The organism is Pseudomonas sp. RIT409, from assembly GCF_003052515.2.
Classification (GTDB): domain Bacteria; phylum Pseudomonadota; class Gammaproteobacteria; order Pseudomonadales; family Pseudomonadaceae; genus Aquipseudomonas.
Genome location: NZ_QARE02000004.1, coordinates 202687 through 223622 on the forward strand (window position 1 = coordinate 202687; position 20936 = coordinate 223622).

At 59.5% G+C, this 20936-nt stretch carries 18 protein-coding genes; 2 read left to right on the forward strand and 16 right to left on the reverse strand.

From position 1 onward, the window contains the following. Window positions 1–178: 178 nt before the first annotated feature. Together dsbG and DBP26_RS07395 are read left to right on the forward strand one after the other, a co-directional pair. Window positions 179–925 carry a thiol:disulfide interchange protein DsbG gene (gene dsbG, locus DBP26_RS07390; RefSeq protein ID WP_108237321.1) on the forward strand — a complete coding sequence of 249 codons (747 nt, stop codon included), beginning with the start codon at window positions 179–181 and terminating at the stop codon, window positions 923–925. A 123-nt stretch (window positions 926–1048) separates the two neighbouring features. Then, a complete protein-coding gene (locus DBP26_RS07395; RefSeq protein WP_108237226.1) occupies window positions 1049–1618 on the forward strand; it encodes a TetR/AcrR family transcriptional regulator in 570 nt (189 codons plus the stop codon). 54 nt (window positions 1619–1672) lie between these two features. Here the strand turns inward: DBP26_RS07395 and fabF are convergent, their stop codons facing one another. From fabF to serC, 16 genes are all read right to left on the reverse strand, one after another. After that, on the reverse strand, window positions 1673–2947 hold the full coding sequence (fabF, locus tag DBP26_RS07400; RefSeq protein ID WP_108237227.1) for a beta-ketoacyl-ACP synthase II: 1275 nt from the start codon (window positions 2945–2947) through the stop codon (window positions 1673–1675). Window positions 2948–2987: 40 nt separating this feature from the next. Continuing rightward, on the reverse strand, window positions 2988–3794 hold the full coding sequence (locus DBP26_RS07405; protein WP_108237228.1) for an SDR family oxidoreductase: 807 nt from the start codon (window positions 3792–3794) through the stop codon (window positions 2988–2990). Window positions 3795–3971: 177 nt separating this feature from the next. Beyond that, window positions 3972–4298 carry a helix-hairpin-helix domain-containing protein gene (locus DBP26_RS07410; protein ID WP_108237322.1) on the reverse strand — a complete coding sequence of 109 codons (327 nt, stop codon included), beginning with the start codon at window positions 4296–4298 and terminating at the stop codon, window positions 3972–3974. 198 nt (window positions 4299–4496) lie between these two features. Beyond that, complete coding sequence (locus DBP26_RS07415; protein ID WP_108237229.1) at window positions 4497–6491, reverse strand: nucleoside-diphosphate sugar epimerase/dehydratase; 1995 nt, start codon at window positions 6489–6491, stop codon at window positions 4497–4499. A gap of 103 nt (window positions 6492–6594) precedes the next feature. Then, on the reverse strand, window positions 6595–7620 hold the full coding sequence (locus DBP26_RS07420) for a glycosyltransferase family 4 protein (protein ID WP_108237230.1): 1026 nt from the start codon (window positions 7618–7620) through the stop codon (window positions 6595–6597). Next, entirely contained in the window at window positions 7617–8585 is a 969-nt protein-coding gene (locus DBP26_RS07425; RefSeq protein ID WP_108237231.1) for an SDR family oxidoreductase, read from the reverse strand. Before DBP26_RS07425 ends, DBP26_RS07420 begins: the two co-directional genes overlap by 4 nt. 68 nt (window positions 8586–8653) lie before the next feature. After that, complete coding sequence (locus tag DBP26_RS07430; protein WP_108237232.1) at window positions 8654–10027, reverse strand: phosphomannomutase; 1374 nt, start codon at window positions 10025–10027, stop codon at window positions 8654–8656. Between the two features lie 305 nt (window positions 10028–10332). Then, a complete protein-coding gene (locus DBP26_RS07435) occupies window positions 10333–11772 on the reverse strand; it encodes an MBL fold metallo-hydrolase (RefSeq protein ID WP_108237233.1) in 1440 nt (479 codons plus the stop codon). 140 nt (window positions 11773–11912) lie between these two features. Then, on the reverse strand, window positions 11913–12152 hold the full coding sequence (locus tag DBP26_RS07440) for a lipopolysaccharide assembly protein LapA domain-containing protein (RefSeq protein ID WP_108237234.1): 240 nt from the start codon (window positions 12150–12152) through the stop codon (window positions 11913–11915). Between the two features lie 18 nt (window positions 12153–12170). Further along, complete coding sequence (gene ihfB / locus DBP26_RS07445; RefSeq protein WP_108237235.1) at window positions 12171–12470, reverse strand: integration host factor subunit beta; 300 nt, start codon at window positions 12468–12470, stop codon at window positions 12171–12173. 258 nt (window positions 12471–12728) lie between these two features. Continuing rightward, window positions 12729–14414: a 30S ribosomal protein S1 gene (gene rpsA, locus DBP26_RS07450; protein ID WP_108237236.1), complete on the reverse strand. Its 1686-nt coding sequence runs from the start codon at window positions 14412–14414 to the stop codon at window positions 12729–12731. A 122-nt stretch (window positions 14415–14536) separates the two neighbouring features. Next, on the reverse strand, window positions 14537–15226 hold the full coding sequence (gene cmk / locus DBP26_RS07455; RefSeq protein WP_108237237.1) for a (d)CMP kinase: 690 nt from the start codon (window positions 15224–15226) through the stop codon (window positions 14537–14539). Beyond that, window positions 15223–17430 carry a bifunctional prephenate dehydrogenase/3-phosphoshikimate 1-carboxyvinyltransferase gene (locus DBP26_RS07460; protein ID WP_256601627.1) on the reverse strand — a complete coding sequence of 736 codons (2208 nt, stop codon included), beginning with the start codon at window positions 17428–17430 and terminating at the stop codon, window positions 15223–15225. The genes cmk and DBP26_RS07460 overlap by 4 nt, the downstream gene beginning before the upstream one ends. A 28-nt stretch (window positions 17431–17458) precedes the next feature. Further along, window positions 17459–18571 carry a histidinol-phosphate transaminase gene (gene hisC, locus DBP26_RS07465; RefSeq protein WP_108237239.1) on the reverse strand — a complete coding sequence of 371 codons (1113 nt, stop codon included), beginning with the start codon at window positions 18569–18571 and terminating at the stop codon, window positions 17459–17461. A 174-nt stretch (window positions 18572–18745) separates the two neighbouring features. Next, the gene (gene pheA, locus DBP26_RS07470; RefSeq protein WP_108237240.1) at window positions 18746–19840 is read right to left on the reverse strand and encodes a prephenate dehydratase; all 1095 of its coding nucleotides are present in this window, start codon (window positions 19838–19840) and stop codon (window positions 18746–18748) included. Then, complete coding sequence (serC, locus tag DBP26_RS07475; protein WP_108237241.1) at window positions 19840–20925, reverse strand: 3-phosphoserine/phosphohydroxythreonine transaminase; 1086 nt, start codon at window positions 20923–20925, stop codon at window positions 19840–19842. The genes pheA and serC overlap by 1 nt, the downstream gene beginning before the upstream one ends. Window positions 20926–20936 lie beyond the last annotated feature (11 nt).

Sequence of the window (20936 nt, forward strand, 5' to 3'; positions counted from 1 at the left end):
GCCTTAATCGCCTCACGTCACGCTCGAGCCTCTTATGCAAAGGACGGTCTTCGACAGGTGATCCACGTCTTTCACCGGCCGGCCTTGCTGCTCATCCAGGCGGCTACGCCATGGCTGCCGAGGTATCGTGGGCCGATTCATACTCAAGGAGCATTCAATGAGTTTCACGCGCTTTTCCATGTTCCCGGTGGCAGGTCTGCTGACCCTGAGCAGCGCGCTCGCCTTGGCTGAAGACCTGCCCGCGCCGATCAAGGCGCTGGAAGCCAAGGGTGCAACCATTCGTGGAGCCTTCGATGCCCCCGGTGGGCTCAAAGGCTACGCCGCCGAGTATCAGAAGCAGGGCATGGCGCTCTACCTCACTCCCGATGGCAAGCATGTGCTGGCAGGTAACCTGTTCGACGAAAAGGGCGAAGACCTCAGCGAAGCGCCGCTGCAAAAGCTCGTCTATGAACCCATGACCCAAGCCATGTGGAGCCAGATGGAGAACAGCACCTGGATCCCCGATGGCGCCAAGACCGCACCCCGGGTCATCTATCTGTTCAGCGACGCCAATTGCCCTTACTGCAACCTGTTCTGGGAGCAGGCCCGGCCGTGGGTCAAAGCAGGCAAAGTGCAGTTGCGCCACATCATGGTCGGCGTCATCCGTGAAGACAGCGCCGCCAAAGCCGCCACGCTGCTGAGCGACGCCAATCCCGAGGTCGCCCTGCAGAAACACGAACAGGCAGGCAAAAGCAGCACGCTCAAGGCCATGGCCACAATTCCGAAGGACATCCAGGCCAAACTCGATGCCAACATGAAACTCATGGACGACATGGGACTGTCGGCCACGCCCTCGATTTTCTACAAGGACGTGAACGGTCATGTGAAGCAACAACAGGGTGCGCCCAGGCCGGATGTGCTGGCGAAAATGATGGGTCCCAAGTAAGCGACGCACCTGTGACGTTCTGACCGATGGCAACCTTGCTCCAAACGTGGATACTGCACAGTCGTGTCATCCATGTAAGAATGTCGACTACCATTTCAAGAGCCAAGTCGGGAGGCTCGTTCAATGCGTTACGCCGAAGATCACAAAGCCCAGACCCATCAGCGCATCCTTCACGAGGCGGCCGCTCGCTTCCGCCGTGACGGCATTGGCGCGACCGGTTTGCAGCCACTGATGAAGGCACTGGGCCTGACCCATGGCGGGTTCTATGCCCATTTCAAATCCAAGGACGATCTGGTCGAAAAGGCGCTGCGTTGCGCGGCGGATCAGTCGGCTGCCGTTGAGAAGGCTCCCCTTCCGGCAGAAACGTTCATCGAGAAATACCTGTCCGCGGGGCACTGCGCGGCCCCTGAAAACGGCTGCCCTCTGCCGACGATGTCCTCGGAGCTGGGCCAGCGTGGTCAGCCCAGCGAGATCACCGACGAAGTGATTCACCGCATGTTGGCCAAGCTGGAGGCTGGCCTGCCCGCTGGACGCCAGACCAGCGAACAGCAAGATCGCGACATGTGCGTGATGATCATGTCCAGCCTGGTGGGGGCGATCACCCTCGCCCGCAGCACAAAGGATCCCGCACTGGCTGAACGTATTCTGGAGACCACCTGCGCACAGCTCAAACAGCAAATCGCGCTTGTCTGATACGCCTGCGCCCGTCTGAAATGAAACGCCCTTGACGTCAGGGGCGTTTTCGTATCATGCCTGCCAGCGACGGAAGATGATGCTGGCGTTAACCCCTCCAAACCCGAAACCGTTGGATAACGCGTAATCGATCGTCATCGGCCGGGGCTGACCGCGAACGAGATCGATGCCTTCGGCAGCCTCATCGGGATGTTCCAGGTTCAACGTCGCGGGCGCGATCTGGTCGCGGATCGCCAACGCAGTGAAGATGGCCTCGATCCCGCCTGCTGCGCCCAACAAATGACCCGTAGCCGATTTGGTCGCCGTGACGGCCACCCTGTTTTGATCGCCAAACACCGTCTTGATCGCCGCCATTTCGCCTTTGTCCCCGACAGGGGTCGAGGTCGCATGAGCATTCAAGTGCTGAATGTCCGAGGGCTCGATCCCGGCCTGCCGAATCGCTGCCTGCATCGCACGACGGGCACCGCTGCCGTCTTCCGGTCCTGCCGTCAGGTGATAGGCATCGGCGCTGGTGCCGTAGCCCACCAGTTCGACGATGGGCGTCGCGCCTCGCGCAAGGGCATGCTCCAGGGTTTCGATCACGACGATACCGGCCCCTTCCCCCATCACGAAACCGTCACGATCCCGATCGAACGGACGGGAAGCCCGCTCAGGCGTTTCGTTGAAGCCGCTGGACAACGCCCGAGCGGCGGCAAAACCGCCCAACGAAACACGGTCCACACAGGCCTCCGCGCCACCACAGATGGCAATATCGGCTTCACCGGCGCGAATCAGTCGCGCGGCATCACCGATGGCTTGCACCCCCGCCGCACACGCCGTGACCGGCGCGCCGAGTGGGCCCTTGAAGCCATGCTGAATCGACACATGGCCCGAGGCGAGATTGACCAGAAAGGCCGGCACCGTGAAAGGCGAAAGCCTGCGCGGGCCGCGGCTATCCGTGGTGCGCACCGCATCGGCAATGGTCACAAAACCGCCGATTCCCGAACCAATGATCGTCGCCGTGCGCTCGCGCTGCTCCTCGGTGGATGGCGCCCAACCCGCCTGGGCGATCGCTTGCTGGGCGGCCGCGAGCGCGAACAGGATGAAGCGGTCCATCTTCTTCTGCTCTTTGGGTGGTGCCGCCAGATCGGCATCGAAGCCCGCCTCCGGGTCGTCGGCCAATAAAGGGACCAAGCCGCCGACCTTGCCCGGCAGATCGGCGACGGTATCTTCGGGCAATTGCACGATACCCGAGCGGCCCTGCAGCAGACGCTGCCAGACCGCCTCGACACCGGTGCCCAGTGGCGTTACCAAACCCATCCCCGTCACCACAATGCGACGTTCGCTCATGCCTTCACCTTTCCACTTTCCGGACTGTCACGCGCACCGCTCAGGCGCCCGTGGTCTTGTAACGCGCTGCCGCATGCTGCAATGAAAGATTCGGCCCCAGTGCCAGACGCGCGTCGACGAAAGCCTGCCAATCCGCGGCATTGGGCAGCGACGGAATGGTCACTTGCTCTTTCTGGTCGAAACCGCTCAGCGCGGCGTCCACCATCTCGTTCACGTCCATGACCATCTCCGGCGGGAAGGCAGCGATGTCAATGCCTGAGCGCTCCCAGATCTCGGTGCGAGTGGCGCCTGGCATCACCGCCTGGATCTGCACGCCCTTCTCGCCGACTTCGGCGCTAAGCGATTGCGTCAGGCTAAGTACATAGGCCTTGCTGGCCGTGTACACCGCATTGAAGCGTTCCGGAAGCATCGGCACGACCGAAGCGATGTTCACAATGGCGCCATTCCCTCGGGCCACGAACGCCGCGGCGCCGGCCGACGCAAGGTGGGTCAATGCCACGATGTTCAGTTGGATCAGCCGATCGACCTCGCCCAGGTTCGCTTCCGACAGTGGCGTGCTGAGGGCCACCCCTGCGTTATTGACCAATAATGTGATCGACGCGTCGTCACGCAGGCGCTTCTCCAGCGATGAAACGTCCGATGCCACGGTCAGATCCGCCTTCACCACTTCGATCTTGACCGATGTCTTCCCACGCAAGTCAGCCGCGATCGTTTCCAGTCGCGCCTGATCCCGCGCCACCAGAAGCAGGTCATAGCCGCGCTTGGCCAGGCGGTCGGCATACGTGGCGCCGATACCAGACGAAGCCCCGGTGATAAGGGCGGTACCGAGGGTGTGGGTGGTGCTCATGAGGCAGTTCTCCGAGGACAATGAAAGAAGCGAGACAAGGTATTACAAGCGTAATATATTCATTATATGTCGACTGACATTTTTTATGTCAAGCGGAGAAATCAGGTGAAGGGCGAGGCGAAGGGTTCAAAAAAAAGACCGATCAGGTGATCGGTCTTTTTTGGGCTCCTTGAGTCGTTAATCCAATGCAAGCTTGTCGCGGTTCTTGTCCAACAGCGCCTTTCCGATGCCCTTGACCTCAATCAATTCGTCTACTGATGTAAAAGCTCCGTTCTCTTCGCGATAGGCAACGATCGCGGCAGCTTTGGAGGCGCCGATCCCGGAGAGTTCTTTCTGCAGCGTTTCGGCATTAGCGCTGTTGAGGTTGACCTTACCGGACTGCTCGGCAGCGGTGGTGGCGGCGGCAGGCGGTTGTGACGGAACGGCCGCGGGGGCGGCGGTGGCAGCGATCGACGTACTTGCGATAAGGGCAAACAGCAAAGATGAGAGGTAAGGCATACGCATCGATTCATGCTCCATGACATCGTGGATTTGGAAAGCAGCATTCCTGAGCTGCTTCCCAAACCTAGACGATGGAGATGCCGCGTCAATCAAGGCTTCGGTGACAGCATGTGTACCGATCCGGATCGCGCCTAATCGAGGGGCTTACGCCCGCGGAATCGACTGTCGAAACTCCGTAAGCGGACATTGCAGCCTGGACAATCAAGGTTCCTGACGGCGCTGTTGATGTATCCAATCCACGATATCGCCATCGGGGGCATAGCCGCTGACAGTGTCACCGAGAATCTGGCGCACCTTGTCGTAGTCGTCCTCAGCCAGTGCTTTGAGCAGCCGGGACAGGCTGTGTTTGAACGCATCCCAGCTCAGGCAGTCTTCCTGCGCGCTCATGATCATCGGGTGGCGGGTTTCGGAGACGTTATCGCCGATCAACAATTCCTCGTAGAGCTTTTCGCCCGGGCGCAACCCGGTGAACTCGATGGAAATATCGCCGTGAGGGTTCTTTTCCGAGCGAATGCTCAGGCCGGACAGATGCACCATCTTCTCCGCCAATTCGATGATGCGGACCGGCTCGCCCATATCCAGTACGAAGACGTCCCCCCCCTGCCCCATGGAACCGGCCTGGATGACCAGTTGAGCGGCTTCAGGAATGGTCATGAAATAACGGGTGATCTTCGGGTGCGTGACGGTCAGCGGTCCACCGGACTTGATCTGCTGGTGAAACAGCGGAATCACCGAACCGGACGACCCCAGGACGTTCCCGAAACGCACCATGATGAAGCGGGTTTTGTTGACCTGATGCACGTTGGCGCGATCGCCGAACATCACAGGTGCGGTTTCGCGACTCAGCGCCTGCAGGATCAGCTCCGCAAGGCGTTTGGTGCTGCCCATGACATTGGTCGGGCGCACGGCCTTGTCCGTTGAAATCAGCACAAAGTTGGCCACACCCGCCTGCAGCGCCGCCTGAGCGGCATGGAGGGTGCCCATCACGTTGTTGATGACGCCTTCCTCGATGTTGTGCTCAACCATCGGCACGTGCTTGTACGCTGCTGCGTGGTAAACCGTATCGACCCGCCATGTCTTCATCACGTCGAGCAATTTTCCGTGATCACGCACCGACCCCAGAATGGGCAGTACTTTCACTTTCAGCGACTCACGGGCGACTCGCCGCTCGAGCTCGGTGAGAATGGTGTAGAGGTTGAATTCGCTGTGGTCCAGCAACAGCAGCGTGGTGGGCTTGAGCAAGACGATTTGCCGGCACAGCTCGGAACCGATTGACCCACCCGCACCGGTCACCAATACGCATTGGTTCTTGATGCACCGCTCGAGCAATTCGTCTTGCGCCGGCACAGGGTCCCGCCCGAGGAGGTCGGCGATATCGACTTCCTGAAGGTCGTCGACTTTCACCCGCCCGGCGGCCAGATCCGAAAAGTTCGGCACGCTGCGCACGTGCAGGGGGAACCCCTCCAGGAACCCGAGAATTTCGCGGCGCCGCGCTCGGGCAGACGAGGGTATCGCCAGGAGGATTTCCTGAGCCCCCGTGACATCGATCATCTGCTGGATGTGCTTGGGTTTGTAGACCTGCAAGCCGGAGATCACCCGGTTGGAAATCGAGTCATCGTCATCGATGAACGCCACCGGCCGCATTGCGCGGCCCATTCTCAGTGCCGCGACCAATTGATTGCCCGCCGCCCCAGCGCCGTAGATCGCGACTTTCGGCAAGCCGTCATCACGGGCGGCAAATGGCATGTGCTGTGCCGCGGAAAACCAGTCACCGAGAAAGTATTGACGCATCGCCAGGCGCAGGCCACCGATCATGACCAGGCTGAGCCACCAGTAATTGAACATGACCGAGCGGGGCACGACATGCTGGTGATTGCTGTAAAGGTAAACGACAACGCCCAGAATCAGCGCGGAGAGGCTGACCGCCTTGATGATGGCAATCAGTGCGTCGTTGCCGAAATAACGCATGACCGCGCGGTACATGCCAATACGGATGAACAAAGGGATCGCAACGATAGGCGCGCTGATGAACAGCCACGTATGCACTTCCAACGGGTTGATGAGGTCATCGATCCCCAGCCGGACAACGAACGCCATCCACAGCGCGAGCCACACCAGGCAAATGTCTGTGGCGACTTGTATGACCCGCTTTCTGCGGCGCGGCAGCCCCAGCAGCAATGCGCGCAATCTGTCCATGTTTCCCTCGAACACGCGTTCAAAACTCCCTTCTATCGACCAGCAGCCCGCCGGTTCATTCCCGAACGCCGCGAAAAGCCGATCACTTGCCCAAACCCGATAGTCAGGCCTGGACCCGTTCCAACTGACCTGCGTTGAACCTGATGGCAAGAAGGACCAACGGCACATATGCAATGACCACGCCGATCGCGCCATCCAACCCGAAACGGATGACGCAGAGCGCTACTGGCAGAAGCCAGCACAGATTGATTACACCGACTGCAGACGTCACAGGGAGATGCCGACCGAACCTTCGAGAGGCATATTGGTAGGCGTGACTCCTGTGAGCCTCATAGACCTTGTCGCCTCGAACGAGCCGACGAATGAGGGTAACGGTAGCGTCAACGATGAAAACGCCTAGAAGAATAAGCCAAGCCCACAACAACTGCGAGGAAATCCACGCAGCCTGAAGCGACAGCAACCCCAGAACGATGCCTAGAAAGCCACTGCCTGCATCACCCATGAAGATTTTCGCGGGAGGGAAATTCCATAACAGAAACCCCGCCACCGCAGCGGCCAGTAGGACCAATAGCCAAATAGGCCCGAACGCGCCTTCAACTGCGTACAGCACCGAGGCCCCGAAGCAAACGGTGATCGCCTCGACGCTGGCAATCCCGTCGATGCCATCCATGAAGTTGTAGAGATTGAGCAGCCACACCAGATAAAACACGGCGAGCACATTGCCCACCATGCCCAGATCCATCGTCATTCCCCATACGGAGACCGCTGGAAAACCACCCAGCCAGTAGAGTCCCCATCCAGCCGCAACAAAATGCCCTAACAAGCGCCAACGTGCGGCGATGTGACCATGATCGTCGAGAAAACCCAAGCCTGCGATAAACGAGCCCGCGCCAAACAGCCCCAAGAACGTGGAGAACGGCAACGCGTCCACCCCGAATGCCACGGCCAGAACCACCAAGTAACCAACGACGACCGCCACCCCGCCCCCGCGGGGTGTTGGGACCGTATGCGAACTTCTGCCGTTTGGAATATCGAGCAGACTTTTATGCAATGCGTATCGGCGCAGACCGTAGGTCAGAACGAATGAAAAGCCGATTAATAGAGGCGCAGCCAACCACCAGTGATTCATTTTCGATCCATAGCTAAAAAATGGTCGACGGTTTTTTTAAGGCCAGCTTCGACCGTTACAGGGGGCAGCCAGCGCAATAAAGCCTGGTTTTTTGAAATATCCACCTGCAGGGACCCCAGTACACGCTGAGCCGCCGCCCGCCGGTTCAACAGTGCAGCTCCTACTCGAAGTACCACCGACGGAACGGGTATCAGCCATCCAGACGAGGGCATGTGGGCCCTCAACCCTTTGATCAGGTCGGTGGTGGACAAATCCCGGCCGTCGCTGACCAGAAAGACTTCATTGGCCGCTGCCGGATGGTCGATGCAGACGCGAATGAAGTCGACGAGATTATCCAGCGACACCAGGCTGCGGGCGTTGGCGATGGCGCCTAACGGCAGGGGAACGCCTCGATGCACCCACCGCATCAATTGGGCAAAGTTAGCCTTCACCCCCGGCCCGTAAACCAACACGGGACGAATGATGACGACCTCCATGCCACCTTGCCTTGCGAGCGCCAGCAACCCCTGCTCCGCCTCATGTTTTGAAAGGGCGTACGGATCGGTGGGATTGGGTTCGGCATCCGGCGTGAACGCACGGCCTTTTTCGGTTGACTCCCCGTTGACCTTGATCGAACTGAGGAAGACAAACCGCCGAACGCCAGCTTCCGCGGCCTGCCTGGCGAGATTGAGCGTCCCGGCAGTATTGACCTCTCGGAACAAGGCGAGCGGGTTTTCTGCCGTTTCCTGCATGACATGCACTCGAGCGGCCGCATGAACGACGCAGTCGATGTTCTGAAGCAGGGGTTGCCACGGCGTATCGGCACCGATGTCCCCCACGAAGCCTTGATCCACATGGACCGTAGGAGGCGTGCCGCGGTTTCTAGAGACCGCAACGACACGAGTGTGGGGCAGATCCGCCAGCGCCTCGACGAGCGCGCGACCGACCCACCCGGCACTTCCTGTCACCAGGATCTTTCTGGTCATAGTCCATCCATTCAACAAAAAGCACACGGCCCTGAGTGAAGCACTCAGGGCCGTGCCGTCAGAAGCGATTACTGGTTGTTGAGCAATGCTTCGATTTCCCTGACTTTCGACGCCACCAGTTCAGGATCACGCCGACTCTCGACATTCAAACGCAACAACGGCTCGGTGTTCGAACCGCGCAAGTTGAAACGCCATTGATCGAACTCAAGGCTGATGCCATCGGTTTTATCGATGTTAGAGCAGGATGGGGAGTAGTGCTCCAGCACCCTGTTCAAGACAGCTTTGACGTCATTCACTTTGTAGTTGATTTCACCACTGCATGGATAGGCGGCCATGCGCTCATCGACCAATTGGGAGAATGACTTGCCGGAGACAGACATCAGGGCAGTCACGAGCAGCCATGGAATCATGCCGCTGTCGCAATAGGCGAAATCGCGGAAATAATGGTGGGCGCTCATCTCTCCACCGTACACCGCGTCTTCTTTGCGCATGCGTTCTTTGATGAAGGCATGGCCCGTCTTGCACAGTACGGGGGTACCGCCCGCCAGACGCACTTGGTCGATGGTATTCCAGGTCAGCCGTGGGTCATGAATGATCTTGGAGCCTGGGTGCTGCTTGAGCAGCATCTCTGCCAGAAGCCCGACCAGGTAATAGCCTTCGACGAAACGCCCTTTCTCGTCGAAAAAGAAGCAACGGTCGAAGTCGCCGTCCCACGCCAGCCCCAGATCGCAACCATGCTTGATCAGCGCGTCACGCGTGATGGTGCGGTTTTCGGGGAGCAGCGGATTTGGGACGCCATTAGGGAAATTGCCGTCTGGCTCGCCATTGATGATGACCCACTCGAACGGCAAACGGGATTTGATCGCTTCCAGTGCAGGGCCGACAGCGCCGTTGCCAGGATCGGCGAGAATTTTCAGTGGGCGAAGGTCGGCCCCTTTTACGTAGCCCAGCAGATGCTCGATGTAGGCACACTTGTCGGGTGCCTGTTTGACACTGCCCGGTTGCGCGGCGGGGCTGCCGAAATCACCTGCATCCACGCGCTGACGAATCGCGTCGAGCCCCGTGTCACCGCTGATCGGCCGCGACTCGCGCTGGACCAGCTTCATGCCATTGTAACCCTTGGGGTTGTGGCTGGCTGTCACCATCACCCCCCCGGAGGCCCCATAGTGGCTGGTCGCGAAATAGACTTCTTCGGTGCCGCACAGGCCGATGTCGATGACATCCGCACCGGCATCCTGAATACCTTGAATCAGCGCTTGAGCCAAGGACGGGCTTTCGAGACGCATGTCTCTGCCGACCACGATATTGGTTGCGCTCAGCTCGACCACCATCGCCCGCCCAATGCGGTAGGCGATGTCGGCATCCAGATCGACAGGAACCTGACCACGGATGTCATAAGCCTTGAAGCAGCGTGTCTGAATAGCGGGATAGACGGAATTCATGTGTAGAAACCTATGCGACGAAAGAAATCCAGGGATTTCCTTGCTCAGAATGAAGCAACCTGCCATCAGGCTGCGCGCACCCTCGCGTAAAGCTGAGGCGAGGGTTTAGGCAGTGAAAACGAAGATTAGTTAACCGCGCGCCCATAAAAATTCTTCGTCTTCCGGATCCCTGTTCATCCGGTCAACGAAGGCCTTGGGAATTGCGGGATGATACCAAAAAGACGGCGGCCTCACGCAGGGATACTGCGAGCCAGAGCGCTCCCGGCTTAGCGCGTGCGATGGGCCGAACAACGGAGCGCCTCTGTTTATTCGATGTTCACTGTTTTCGATTGTGCGCGGTATTGCCTCTCCAGTACCTGCCCCAGCTTTTTCCTCGCCTCGCTCTCCCCATGAACCAGCCGAATGCGCGCTGGCCACTGCGCCATGCCTGTGACGAACTTCACCAACTCGTGCTGATCGGCGTGTGCCGAATAGCCGCCAAGGGTCTCGATGCCCGCCTTGATGGGATAGCGCTCCTTGTCGAGCTCTACGTAACCGCCAACAGCGCCATATTTCTGAATGGCGGCGCCTGGCGTCCCCTTCGCCTGGTAGCCGACGAACACCACATTGTGTCGAGGGTCCCCCAGCATCGCTTTGAGGTAATTGACCACGCGGCCGCCCGCGCACATACCGTGGCCGGCGATGACGATGGCGGGTCGCCCGGTGCTCGCGAGATAATTCACGACCTGAAGGTGCTTGGCATGGGTGTCCACTGTGATCAATTGTCTGAAGCCCAGAGGTTTGCGCCCCTCCTTCACGCGCGCCGCACCCTCCTCATCCCACAGCTCGTCGAAAGCCTGGTAGATGCGGGTCAACTGCTCGGCCAACGGTGAGTCCAGAATGACCGGGAGCTGAGGCCAGTTGACCGGAAGTGACGCGTCGCAGCCGTCTTCGACGCGGCAGGACAAGGCTCTTTGATGGAGGATATCTTCGATCTCGTACAGCAACTCCTGGGTTCGGCCAATGCTGAAGGCGGGAATCAGCACCGTGCCGTGATCGAGCAAAGCCCTGTCAATGACGGCCTCGAGACGTGCCTGTCGCGTGGCCCGATCCTCGTGCAATCGATCCCCATAGGTGCTTTCCAATACCAGAAGATCTGCTCTCTCGGGCGACCGCGGCTCGGGTAGGATGGGCATGTGGGAAGACCCCAGATCCCCCGAAAAGACGACGCGATAAGGGGCCTCGGCGTGTGTGTAAATCAAATCGCACTCGACATAGGCCGAGCCCAGCACATGACCGGCGCGTTGCAGGCGGACTCGACAACGGGCTTCGGGCGCCTTGATGACGTCGAACCAGGTGTCGAACGGCAGTGCGATGACCCGTCGCTCGACTTGCTTGAGGCAGCGCTCAATGGACTGACTGTCGTAACGGGGATTGAGTCTCAGCGAATCCTCGAGCATGACCGGCAGCAATTTGGCAGAGGGCTCACTGCACAGGATCGGCCCCTTGAATCCGGATGCCAGCAATTCGGGGATACGACCGATATGATCGGCATGGACATGGGTGATGATCAGCAGCTTGAGAAGCGATACATCGAAATCGATTGCGCTGGCGGATCCACCCAAGCGCCCTATCAACGCCGCTTCCTCGCCTTGAAACACGCCACAGTCGATCAGCAGACGATGGTCGGCGCAAACGCGCAGTTCGTGACAGGATCCAGTGACGCCATCCCCGGCGCCATGATGGATGACTTCTGGATATTTCATGAGGTTCCCTCTCGACCACTTTCTGAAAGCGGCGCAGCTTAACCGGAGTGAACAGTGCGTTCAGCCGTTAAGTTTTTCGAGATCTTTCGGAAACACTCGGGGACATTTTTCTTCCAGCGGCCAGCTGGAAAAGGCGTTGATCACACTACGCGCGATGGTTTTGTTTTTTTGCGCGAGCGTGTAAACAGAGCCAACACAGGACCGATGGCCAAACCCACCAGTAAAGCCAGAATCACCGGCACGGCCACGGGGAGCTCGGGGGCCGACCAGCCAAACAGCACCAAGGTAGCGGGCTGCTGATTTTCCAGCATGAAGACTACCGTCGCCGAAGCGATCAGCACGACGACGACAAAAAACAGCAGACGTTTCAGATTACGCATCGGGTTCTCCTCGGACGGCTATTGGAGCCCGTGCTCCTCCTCTTCGTTCACTCGGTCACGAAGCTCTTTACCCGGTTTGAAGTGAGGCACGAATTTACCATCGAGACTGACGGATTGCCCGGTTTTGGGGTTGCGCCCGACACGTGGAGCGCGATAGTGCAGAGAAAAGCTGCCAAAGCCCCGAATTTCAATACGGTCGCCTGTGGCCAGGCATTGCGACATCTGTTCAAGCATGGTCTTGATGGCCAACTCCACATCCTTGGATGAGAGCAGTCCTTGATGGGTGACAATTCGTTCGATCAACTCCGACTTCGTCATATTTTTCCCTTCTTTTTCAAGCAGCTAGGTTAAGCGCTTTGAAGGTTTTAGCACGCCGGAAGGTATTTGAACAGCCCGTATATGCACATATGTGAACGGGAAGTCCAGGCAAGAGGCCATTATTTTTTGCAGCCCAAGCCAGCCGGGGCTTACAGGCAACTGCACCGGCCGAATACGACGCCCAGCTTCCTTCTGACAAACCGAGCGCGCACAAAAAAGGGCGACCGAAGTCGCCCTTCTTCAATGGTTAATCAGAACTCAGTTCTGCTTTTCCATCTGCGCACGCAACAGGTCACCCAGCGTGGTAGGACCGGTGTTCTCAGCGGTGTCAGGCTTGCTACGCAGGCTCTGAATCGCTTCTTTCTCGTCTTCAACGTCTTTCGACTTGATGGACAAGCTGATCACGCGGCTCTTACGGTCAACGCTGATGATCTTCGCTTCGATCTCTTCGCCTTCTTTCAACACGTTACGCGCGTCTTCAACGCGGTCACGGCTGATTTCGGAAGCTTTCAGAGTCGCTTCGATGTCGTCGGCCAGGGTGATGATCGCGCCTTTGGCATCAACTTCTTTCACGGTACCGCGAACGACTGCGCCCTTGTCATTGACAGTGACGTACTCGGAGAACGGATCGCTTTCCAGTTGCTTGATGCCCAGGGAGATGCGCTCACGCTCTGGGTCAACAGAGAGGATGACGGTGTCCAGCTCGTCGCCCTTCTTGAAGCGACGTACGGCTTCTTCGCCGACTTCGTTCCAAGAGATGTCCGACAGGTGAACCAGACCGTCGATGCCGCCGTCCAGACCGATGAAGATACCGAAATCGGTGATCGACTTGATGGTACCGGAGATCTTGTCGCCCTTGTTGAACTGGCCAGAGAAGTCTTCCCATGGGTTCGACTTGCACTGTTTGATGCCCAGGGAGATACGACGACGCTCTTCGTCGATGTCCAAAACCATGACTTCCACTTCATCGCCAACCTGAACGACTTTCGATGGGTGGATGTTCTTGTTGGTCCAGTCCATTTCGGAAACGTGAACCAGACCTTCGACGCCTTCTTCCAGCTCAGCGAAGCAGCCGTAGTCGGTCAGGTTGGTGACACGCGCAGTCACGCGGGTACCTTCTGGGTAACGTGCCTTGATAGCGACCCATGGGTCTTCACCCAGTTGCTTCAGGCCCAGGGAAACACGGTTGCGCTCGCGATCGTATTTCAGGACTTTTACATCGATCTCATCGCCAACGTTGACGATTTCCGATGGATGCTTGATGCGTTTCCAAGCCATGTCGGTGATGTGCAGCAGGCCATCGACGCCGCCCAGATCCACGAATGCACCGTAGTCGGTGAGGTTCTTGACGATACCCTTGACTTGCTGGCCTTCCTGCAGCGATTCCAGCAGCGCTTCGCGCTCGGCGCTGTTCTCGGCTTCCAGGACACTGCGACGGGAAACGACAACGTTGTTGCGCTTCTGGTCCAGCTTGATGACCTTGAATTCCAGCTCTTTGCCTTCCAGGTGCGTGGTGTCGCGCACTGGACGGACGTCAACCAGAGAACCTGGCAGGAACGCACGGATGCCGTTAACGTCGACAGTGAAGCCGCCCTTAACCTTACCGTTGATAACGCCCTTGACCACTTCTTCGGCTGCGAAAGCGGCTTCCAGAACGATCCAGCACTCGGCGCGCTTGGCTTTTTCGCGGGACAGTTTGGTTTCGCCAAAGCCATCTTCGACCGCGTCCAGCGCAACGTGAACTTCGTCACCGACCTTGATGGTCAGCTCGCCAGCGTCGTTGTAGAACTGCTCGAGCGGGATGACGCCCTCGGACTTCAGGCCAGCGTGTACGGTAACCCAGTCGCCGTCGATGTCGACAACGATACCGGTGATGATAGCGCCCGGCTGAAGATTGAGGGTTTTCAGGCTTTCTTCAAAGAGTTCTGCAAAGCTTTCGCTCATTTTAATTCCTGTTGATAAAGGCGAAGTATCCGCCTATCTGCCACGCTCCAGACAACGTGGGTTTCGTTCATATGAAAGAAAGCCTGCGGGACTTCGACTGGTCTTCCCACATGGCTTTCAAATCACCCGGCGAGGTCGCGAAGCGCGACTTCACTCATGATGCGTTCCAACACCTGTTCGATGGACAATTCGGTGGAATCCAGCTGAATGGCGTCAGGCGCCGGCTTGAGCGGGGCAACCGCTCGCTGGGTGTCGCGCTCGTCGCGGACACGTATCTCATCTAGCAGACTCGACAGACTAACATCGTCACCTTTGGCCTTCAACTGCAAATATCGGCGACGGGCCCGTTCCTCGGCGCTGGCGGTCAGGAAAATCTTCAATGGCGCGGCCGGGAACACGACGGTGCCCATGTCCCGCCCATCGGCGATCAACCCCGGAAACTCCTGAAATGCCCGCTGCCGCTGCAGCAGGGCTTCACGGACGGCGGGCAGGGATGCGACCTGCGACGCGCCGCTGCCGACCCGCTCATTGCGGATGGCCATCGTCACCTCTTCGCCTTCGAGAATGATGCGCTGACCGTGGTCATCGGTCGCCGCCTCGAACTGCACATCCAGATGCGCAGCCAGCAGCTTCAGCGACTCTTCGTTGGTCAGGTCGACACCATGGTTGCCCGCCGCGAAGGCAAGCAGTCGGTACAGCGCGCCCGAATCCAGCAGGCACCACCCCAGACGCTTGGCCAGCAAACCGGCTACCGTCCCCTTTCCGGAACCGCTTGGTCCGTCGATCGTAATGACCGGAGCTTGAGCTTTCACGATTGCCCCTCTTGCGCTACACGAATACCCGCCTGGCCACACAGCGCCAGGAAATTGGGAAAAGATGTCGCCACATTGGCGCAGTCCCGAATACGAATCGGGGCTGCCGCGCGCAGCGACGCGATACTGAACGCCATGGCGATGCGATGATCGCCGTGACTGTCGACTTCACCACCACTGAGGCTTGCGCCTTCAATAATGAGGCCATCGGCACTGGCTTCAACCGGTACGCCCAACGTTGTCAGACCGTCGGCCATGGCCTGAATGCGATCGGACTCCTTGACGCGCAACGCCTGCGCCCCTCGCAGCACCGTCCGCCCCTCGGCACAGGCTGCCGCGACAAACAGCACCGGAAATTCGTCGATGGCCAGCGGCACGAGTGCTTCTGGAATGACGACGCCCTTGAGCCGGGCGTGACGAACCCGCAAGTCAGCGACCGGTTCGCCGCCCACTTCCCGGAGGTTCTGCACCGAGATATCTGCACCCATTAGACGCAGGATGTCGATGACTCCCGTTCGCGTCGGGTTGACGCCGACATGTTCGAGCAGCAGATCCGAACCCTCCGCGAGCGACGCGGCGACCAGGAAAAAGGCAGCCGAGGAAATGTCCGCCGGGACTTCGATGCGGGTAGCCTTGAGAGAACCACCCGGCTGGACCGACGCCGTGGCGCCGTTGCCGGAGACCGGGTAACCGAATCCGCGCAGCATACGCTCGGTGTGATCGCGCGTGGGCGCAGGCTCGGTCACGGTTGTAGTTCCTTGGGCATACAGCCCCGCCAGCAGCAGGCTGGACTTCACCTGGGCGCTGGCCATGGGCAGGACATAACCGATGCCCTTGAGTGACTGCCCGCCGCGGATCGTCAATGGCGGCCGACCGTCGGCAGCGGTTTCGATGACCGCCCCCATCTCACGCAGAGGTTCGATGACTCGCCCCATCGATCGCCTGGATAGCGACGCGTCGCCGGTCAGGACACTGTCGAACCGTTGCGCCGCCAGCAAACCGGCCAACAAACGCATGGAGGTACCGGAGTTGCCGAGGTAGATCGGGCCTGGGGCGGGCTTGAGCCCGTGAAGACCCACGCCATGGATGGACAGACGACCATGATGCGGACCCTCGATGACCACGCCCATGTCGCGAAACGCTTGCAAGGTCGCCAAAGCGTCTTCACCTTCCAGAAAGCCTTCCACTTCCGTCGTGCCATCTGCAAGCGACCCCAGCATGATCGCCCGATGAGACATCGATTTGTCGCCAGGCACGCGCAGCCGGCCGGTGACGCATCCGCCCGGCTGGGCAACGAATGTCACAGCCCCCGCAGCGGCTCTGTCGACATAAGCACGGCGGGCGAGAATCTTGCCGAAATGTTCCCGCGCGACACGGGCCCGGGTGAAGACACCGAGCAGTTGATGGCCGTCCCCAGCGTCCACGGCGTCACGCAGGGCATCCAGGTCGCTGCGAAAGGTATCGAGAGTACGTAAAACAGCCTCGCGGTTGGCGAGGAAGATGTCATGCCACATCACCGGATCACTGCCGGCGATGCGGGTGAAATCCCGGAAACCACCTGCCGCGTAGCGGAATATCTCGAGATTCTCGTTGCGTTTGGCCAGAGAATCCACCAGGCCGAACGCAAGCAGGTGGGGCAAGTGACTGGTGGCAGCCAGCACTTCGTCATGCCGCTCGACCTGCATATGCTCCACATCGGCACCCAGTTCGGACCACAGGCGGTCGACCACGGCCAGGGCAGCGGCATCCGTTTCCGGCAGGGGCGTGAGAATGACCTTATGACGGCGGAACAACTGGGCATTGGACGCTTCGACGCCGCTTTGCTCAGACCCGGCGATGGGGTGCCCCGGTACGAAACGCACGGGCACCGCGCCGAAGGCTTCGCGCGCCGCGCGCACGACGTTGCCCTTGGCGCTCCCCACATCCGTCAGCACGGCATTCCCAAGGTCGAGCGTCGAGAGCACGCCCAGCAATTTTTCCATGGCCAGGATCGGCACTGCCAACTGAATGACATCGGCACCGACACAGGCTGCAGCAATATCTTCTTCACAACGATCGACAACACCCAGTTCGACAGCCAGTCTGCGCGATTGCGGGTCGAGGTCGACACCGACCACTTCGCGGCAAAGACCGCTTTGCTTCAAACCCTTGGCGAACGAACCCCCGATCAGACCGAGGCCGACCACCACCAGGCGGCCGATCATAGGTTCAATCGGTTGCACTGCTGTGACATCAACCACGCGCCAGGACCTTGCTCAATGCTTCGAGGAAGCGGTTGTTCTCCGAAGGCAGGCCGATGCTGACACGCAGGTGGTGAGGCATGCCGTAACCGCCGACCGGACGCACGATGACACCCTCACGCAGCAAGGCATCGTAAACCGCCCCTGCTTCACGTCCGACGTCGACTGCAATGAAGTTGGCCTTCGACGGGATCCAGCCCAAGCCCAGTGTACGCAAGCCCTCTTCCAGTTGCTGCATGCCGGCCTCGTTCAGGCGACGGCTTTCAGCTACGTATTCGGCATCGCCCAGCGCAGCGCAGGCCGCCGCCAACGCGAGGCTGTTGACGTTGAATGGCTGACGCACGCGGTTCAGCACATCGGCCACTGCGGGCGACGACAGGCCGTAACCCACACGCAACGATGCCAGGCCGTAGGCTTTGGAGAAGGTGCGCGACACCAGCAAATTCGGGTAAGTGTCGAGGAAGTCCAGGCCGTCCGGCAGATCGCTGCCTTCGGCGTATTCAATGTAGGCTTCGTCCAGCACCACCAATACGTCTTTCGGCACATCGGCGAGGAAATCAGCCAGTGCCTGCGGGCCGAACCAGGTGCCGGTCGGGTTGTTCGGGTTGGCGATGAATACCACGCGGGTATTGCTGTCGATGGCCGCGAGCATCGCGGGCAGGTCATGCCCCCATGCCTTCGCTTTGGCCACTCGCGCGTTGGCGCCAACGGCTTGCGTGACGATCGGGTAAATGGCGAACGCGTGCTCGCTGAAGACAGCATTCAGGCCCGGAGCCAGATAGGCCCGGGCGACGATTTCCAGAATGTCGTTGGAACCGTTGCCCAACGTCACTTGATTGGCTTGCACGCCGCATCGCTCGGCCAACGCCTGCTTGAGATCGAAGCCGTTGCCATCGGGATAGCGGGTCAACTCGGCCAGTGCATCGCGGATGGCCTGCAGTGCCTTGGGGCTTGCGCCCATCGGGTTCTCATTGCTGGCCAATTTGATGATGCTGGCCGGATCGATATTCAGCTCACGTGCCAGTTCGTCCACCGGCTTGCCGGGAACGTAAGGCGAAAGTTTTTGCACGCCGGGCTGCGCCAGCGCGAGGAAGTCGCCGCTCATTTACCGCTGTACCTCATGAAAAATTGACTCAGTTCGTCGCCGTGAGCGTGTCAGGGTGCGCTCGCGATCGCAGTGTGTCAGCCACCCGCTGGGAGGCCGGTCTGACGCAGCGCGAGCACATCACTCCCATAGGTTTCGATCCAGATGCCCCGACCTGTCGAACGACACCCGAGATCAGAGGACCGCTTTGGGATAGGAGCCCAATACCTTCAGGGCAACAGCTTCCTGGCTGATACGCTCCAACACGGCCTTGATCAACGGGTCACGGTGGTGGCCGACGAAATCGATGAAGAATACGTAGGTCCATTTCCCACTGCGCGAGGGACGCGTCTCGATGCGGGTCAGGTCGATTCCATTCTCATGGAAAGGCACCAACAGTTCATGCAACGCCCCCGGCTTGTTGCTCATCGATACGATGATCGACGTCTTGTCATCGCCGGTCGGAGGCACTTCCTGATTGCCGATCATCAAGAAGCGAGTCGAGTTGTCGGGGCGGTCTTCGATCTTCTCGGCAATACGGGTCAGACCGTAGAGACTGGCCGACATGTCACCCGCGATCGCCGCAGAGTTCCATTCGCCCTTGACCCGCTTCGCGGCCTCGGCGTTGCTCGACACCGCTACGCGCTCCACGTTGGGGTAATGCGCGTCCAGCCACTTGCGGCATTGGGCCAGCGACTGGGCGTGGGAGTAAATTCGACTGATGCTGTCAGTCTTGGTGTTTTCGCCCACCAGCAAGTGATGGTGAATACGCAGCTCGACTTCGCCACAGATGACCATGTCATGCTCGAGGAAGCTGTCCAGCGTGTGGTTGACCGCACCTTCAGTGGAGTTTTCCACCGGGACCACACCGAAATTGACCGCCCCCGCTGCCACTTCGCGGAAGACTTCATCGATCGCCGCCATCGGTTTGCTGATCACGGCATGACCAAAGTGTTTCAGCGCAGCGGCCTGGGTGAAGGTGCCTTCCGGACCGAGATACGCAACCTTCAACGGCTGCTCCAGCGCCAGGCATGACGACATGATCTCGCGGAACAAGCGCGCCATTTCCTCATTGCTCAATGGGCCGCGATTGCGCTCCATGACCCGCTTGAGCACCGCCGCTTCACGTTCGGGGCGATAAAACACAGGCTCTTCACCTTCTGCGAGGCCGGCCATCTTGACCCGAGCCACTTCCTGGGCGCAGCGAGCGCGTTCGCTGATCAGTTCCAGAACCTTTTCGTCCAGGCTGTCGATGCGCACCCGCAGCGCTTTGAGTTCCTGCTCGGACATCAGCCGTGCTCCTTCTCGAATTCAGCCATGTAGGCCACCAGCGCCTCTACGGCGTCCAGGCCCAAAGCGTTGTAGATCGACGCGCGCATGCCGCCGACCGAGCGGTGACCCTTGAGATTGAGCAGATCGCGGGCCTCGGCACCGGCCAGGAACGGCTTGTCCAATCGCTCGTCCGCCAGACGGAATGGCACGTTCATCCAGGACCGGGCGTTAGGGCTGATCGGGTTGGTGTAAAAGTCGCTGCCGTCAATGAACCCGTAGAGGCGGTCTTTCTTGGCTCGATTGCGTTTCTCCATCGCTTCGACACCGCCCTGCTCTTTCAGCCACTCGAACACTAGGCCCGAGAGGTACCACGAATAGGTGGCGGGGGTGTTGTACATCGAGCCGTTGTCGGCGGAGATCTTGTAGTCGAGCATGGTCGGGCAACTGCTGCGGGCTCGCCCTAGCAGGTCTTCGCGCACGATGACCACCACCAGACCGCTCGGACCGATGTTTTTCTGCGCGCCCGCATAGATCAGCCCGAATTGAGAGACGTCGATAGGGCGTGACAGGATGTCCGAAGACATGTCGACGACCAACGGAACATCACCCGTCTCGGGGACCCAGTCGAATTGCAAGCCACCGATGGTTTCATTGGAGGCGTAGTGGACGTAGGCAGCGTTTTGGGTCAGTTGCCATTCGTTCTGGCCAGGAATCGCCAGGTAATCGTAGGGCTTGGCGCTGGCGGCCACGTTGACGTTACCGAATCGGCGAGCTTCCTCGATGGCCTTTTTCGACCAGATGCCGGTTTCGATGTAATCCGCCGTGCCGTTTTCCGGCAGCAGGTTGAGCGGGATTTCGGCGAACTGCTGGCTCGCCCCCCCTTGCAGGAAGAGAATCCGGTAGTTGGAGGGAACGGACAGCAGCTCGCGCAGATCCTGCTCGGCCTTCACGGCGATGGCGGTGTAATCGTCGCTGCGATGACTCATCTCCATCACTGACAAGCCCTTGCCATGCCAATCCAGCATCTCGGCCTGGGCGCGCTGCAGGACGGCGTCAGGAAGCGCGGCAGGGCCGGCACAGAAGTTAAAGGCTCGCTTGCTCATATCCACTCTCG

Bases quoted from the DNA above. Each gene is read 5' to 3' on its own strand.
- dsbG (WP_108237321.1), top strand. From the start codon at position 179: ATGTTCCCGGTGGCAGGTCTGCTGACCCTGAGCAGCGCGCTCGCCTTG.
- DBP26_RS07395 (WP_108237226.1), top strand. From the start codon at position 1,049: ATGCGTTACGCCGAAGATCACAAAGCCCAGACCCATCAGCGCATCCTT.
- fabF (WP_108237227.1), bottom strand. From the start codon at position 2,947: ATGAGCGAACGTCGCATTGTGGTGACGGGGATGGGTTTGGTAACGCCA.
- DBP26_RS07405 (WP_108237228.1), bottom strand. From the start codon at position 3,794: ATGAGCACCACCCACACCCTCGGTACCGCCCTTATCACCGGGGCTTCG.
- DBP26_RS07410 (WP_108237322.1), bottom strand. From the start codon at position 4,298: ATGCGTATGCCTTACCTCTCATCTTTGCTGTTTGCCCTTATCGCAAGT.
- DBP26_RS07415 (WP_108237229.1), bottom strand. From the start codon at position 6,491: ATGGACAGATTGCGCGCATTGCTGCTGGGGCTGCCGCGCCGCAGAAAG.
- DBP26_RS07420 (WP_108237230.1), bottom strand. From the start codon at position 7,620: ATGAATCACTGGTGGTTGGCTGCGCCTCTATTAATCGGCTTTTCATTC.
- DBP26_RS07425 (WP_108237231.1), bottom strand. From the start codon at position 8,585: ATGACCAGAAAGATCCTGGTGACAGGAAGTGCCGGGTGGGTCGGTCGC.
- DBP26_RS07430 (WP_108237232.1), bottom strand. From the start codon at position 10,027: ATGAATTCCGTCTATCCCGCTATTCAGACACGCTGCTTCAAGGCTTAT.
- DBP26_RS07435 (WP_108237233.1), bottom strand. From the start codon at position 11,772: ATGAAATATCCAGAAGTCATCCATCATGGCGCCGGGGATGGCGTCACT.
- DBP26_RS07440 (WP_108237234.1), bottom strand. From the start codon at position 12,152: ATGCGTAATCTGAAACGTCTGCTGTTTTTTGTCGTCGTCGTGCTGATC.
- ihfB (WP_108237235.1), bottom strand. From the start codon at position 12,470: ATGACGAAGTCGGAGTTGATCGAACGAATTGTCACCCATCAAGGACTG.
- rpsA (WP_108237236.1), bottom strand. From the start codon at position 14,414: ATGAGCGAAAGCTTTGCAGAACTCTTTGAAGAAAGCCTGAAAACCCTC.
- DBP26_RS07460 (WP_256601627.1), bottom strand. From the start codon at position 17,430: ATGATCGGCCGCCTGGTGGTGGTCGGCCTCGGTCTGATCGGGGGTTCG.
- hisC (WP_108237239.1), bottom strand. From the start codon at position 18,571: ATGAGCGGCGACTTCCTCGCGCTGGCGCAGCCCGGCGTGCAAAAACTT.
- pheA (WP_108237240.1), bottom strand. From the start codon at position 19,840: ATGTCCGAGCAGGAACTCAAAGCGCTGCGGGTGCGCATCGACAGCCTG.
- serC (WP_108237241.1), bottom strand. From the start codon at position 20,925: ATGAGCAAGCGAGCCTTTAACTTCTGTGCCGGCCCTGCCGCGCTTCCT.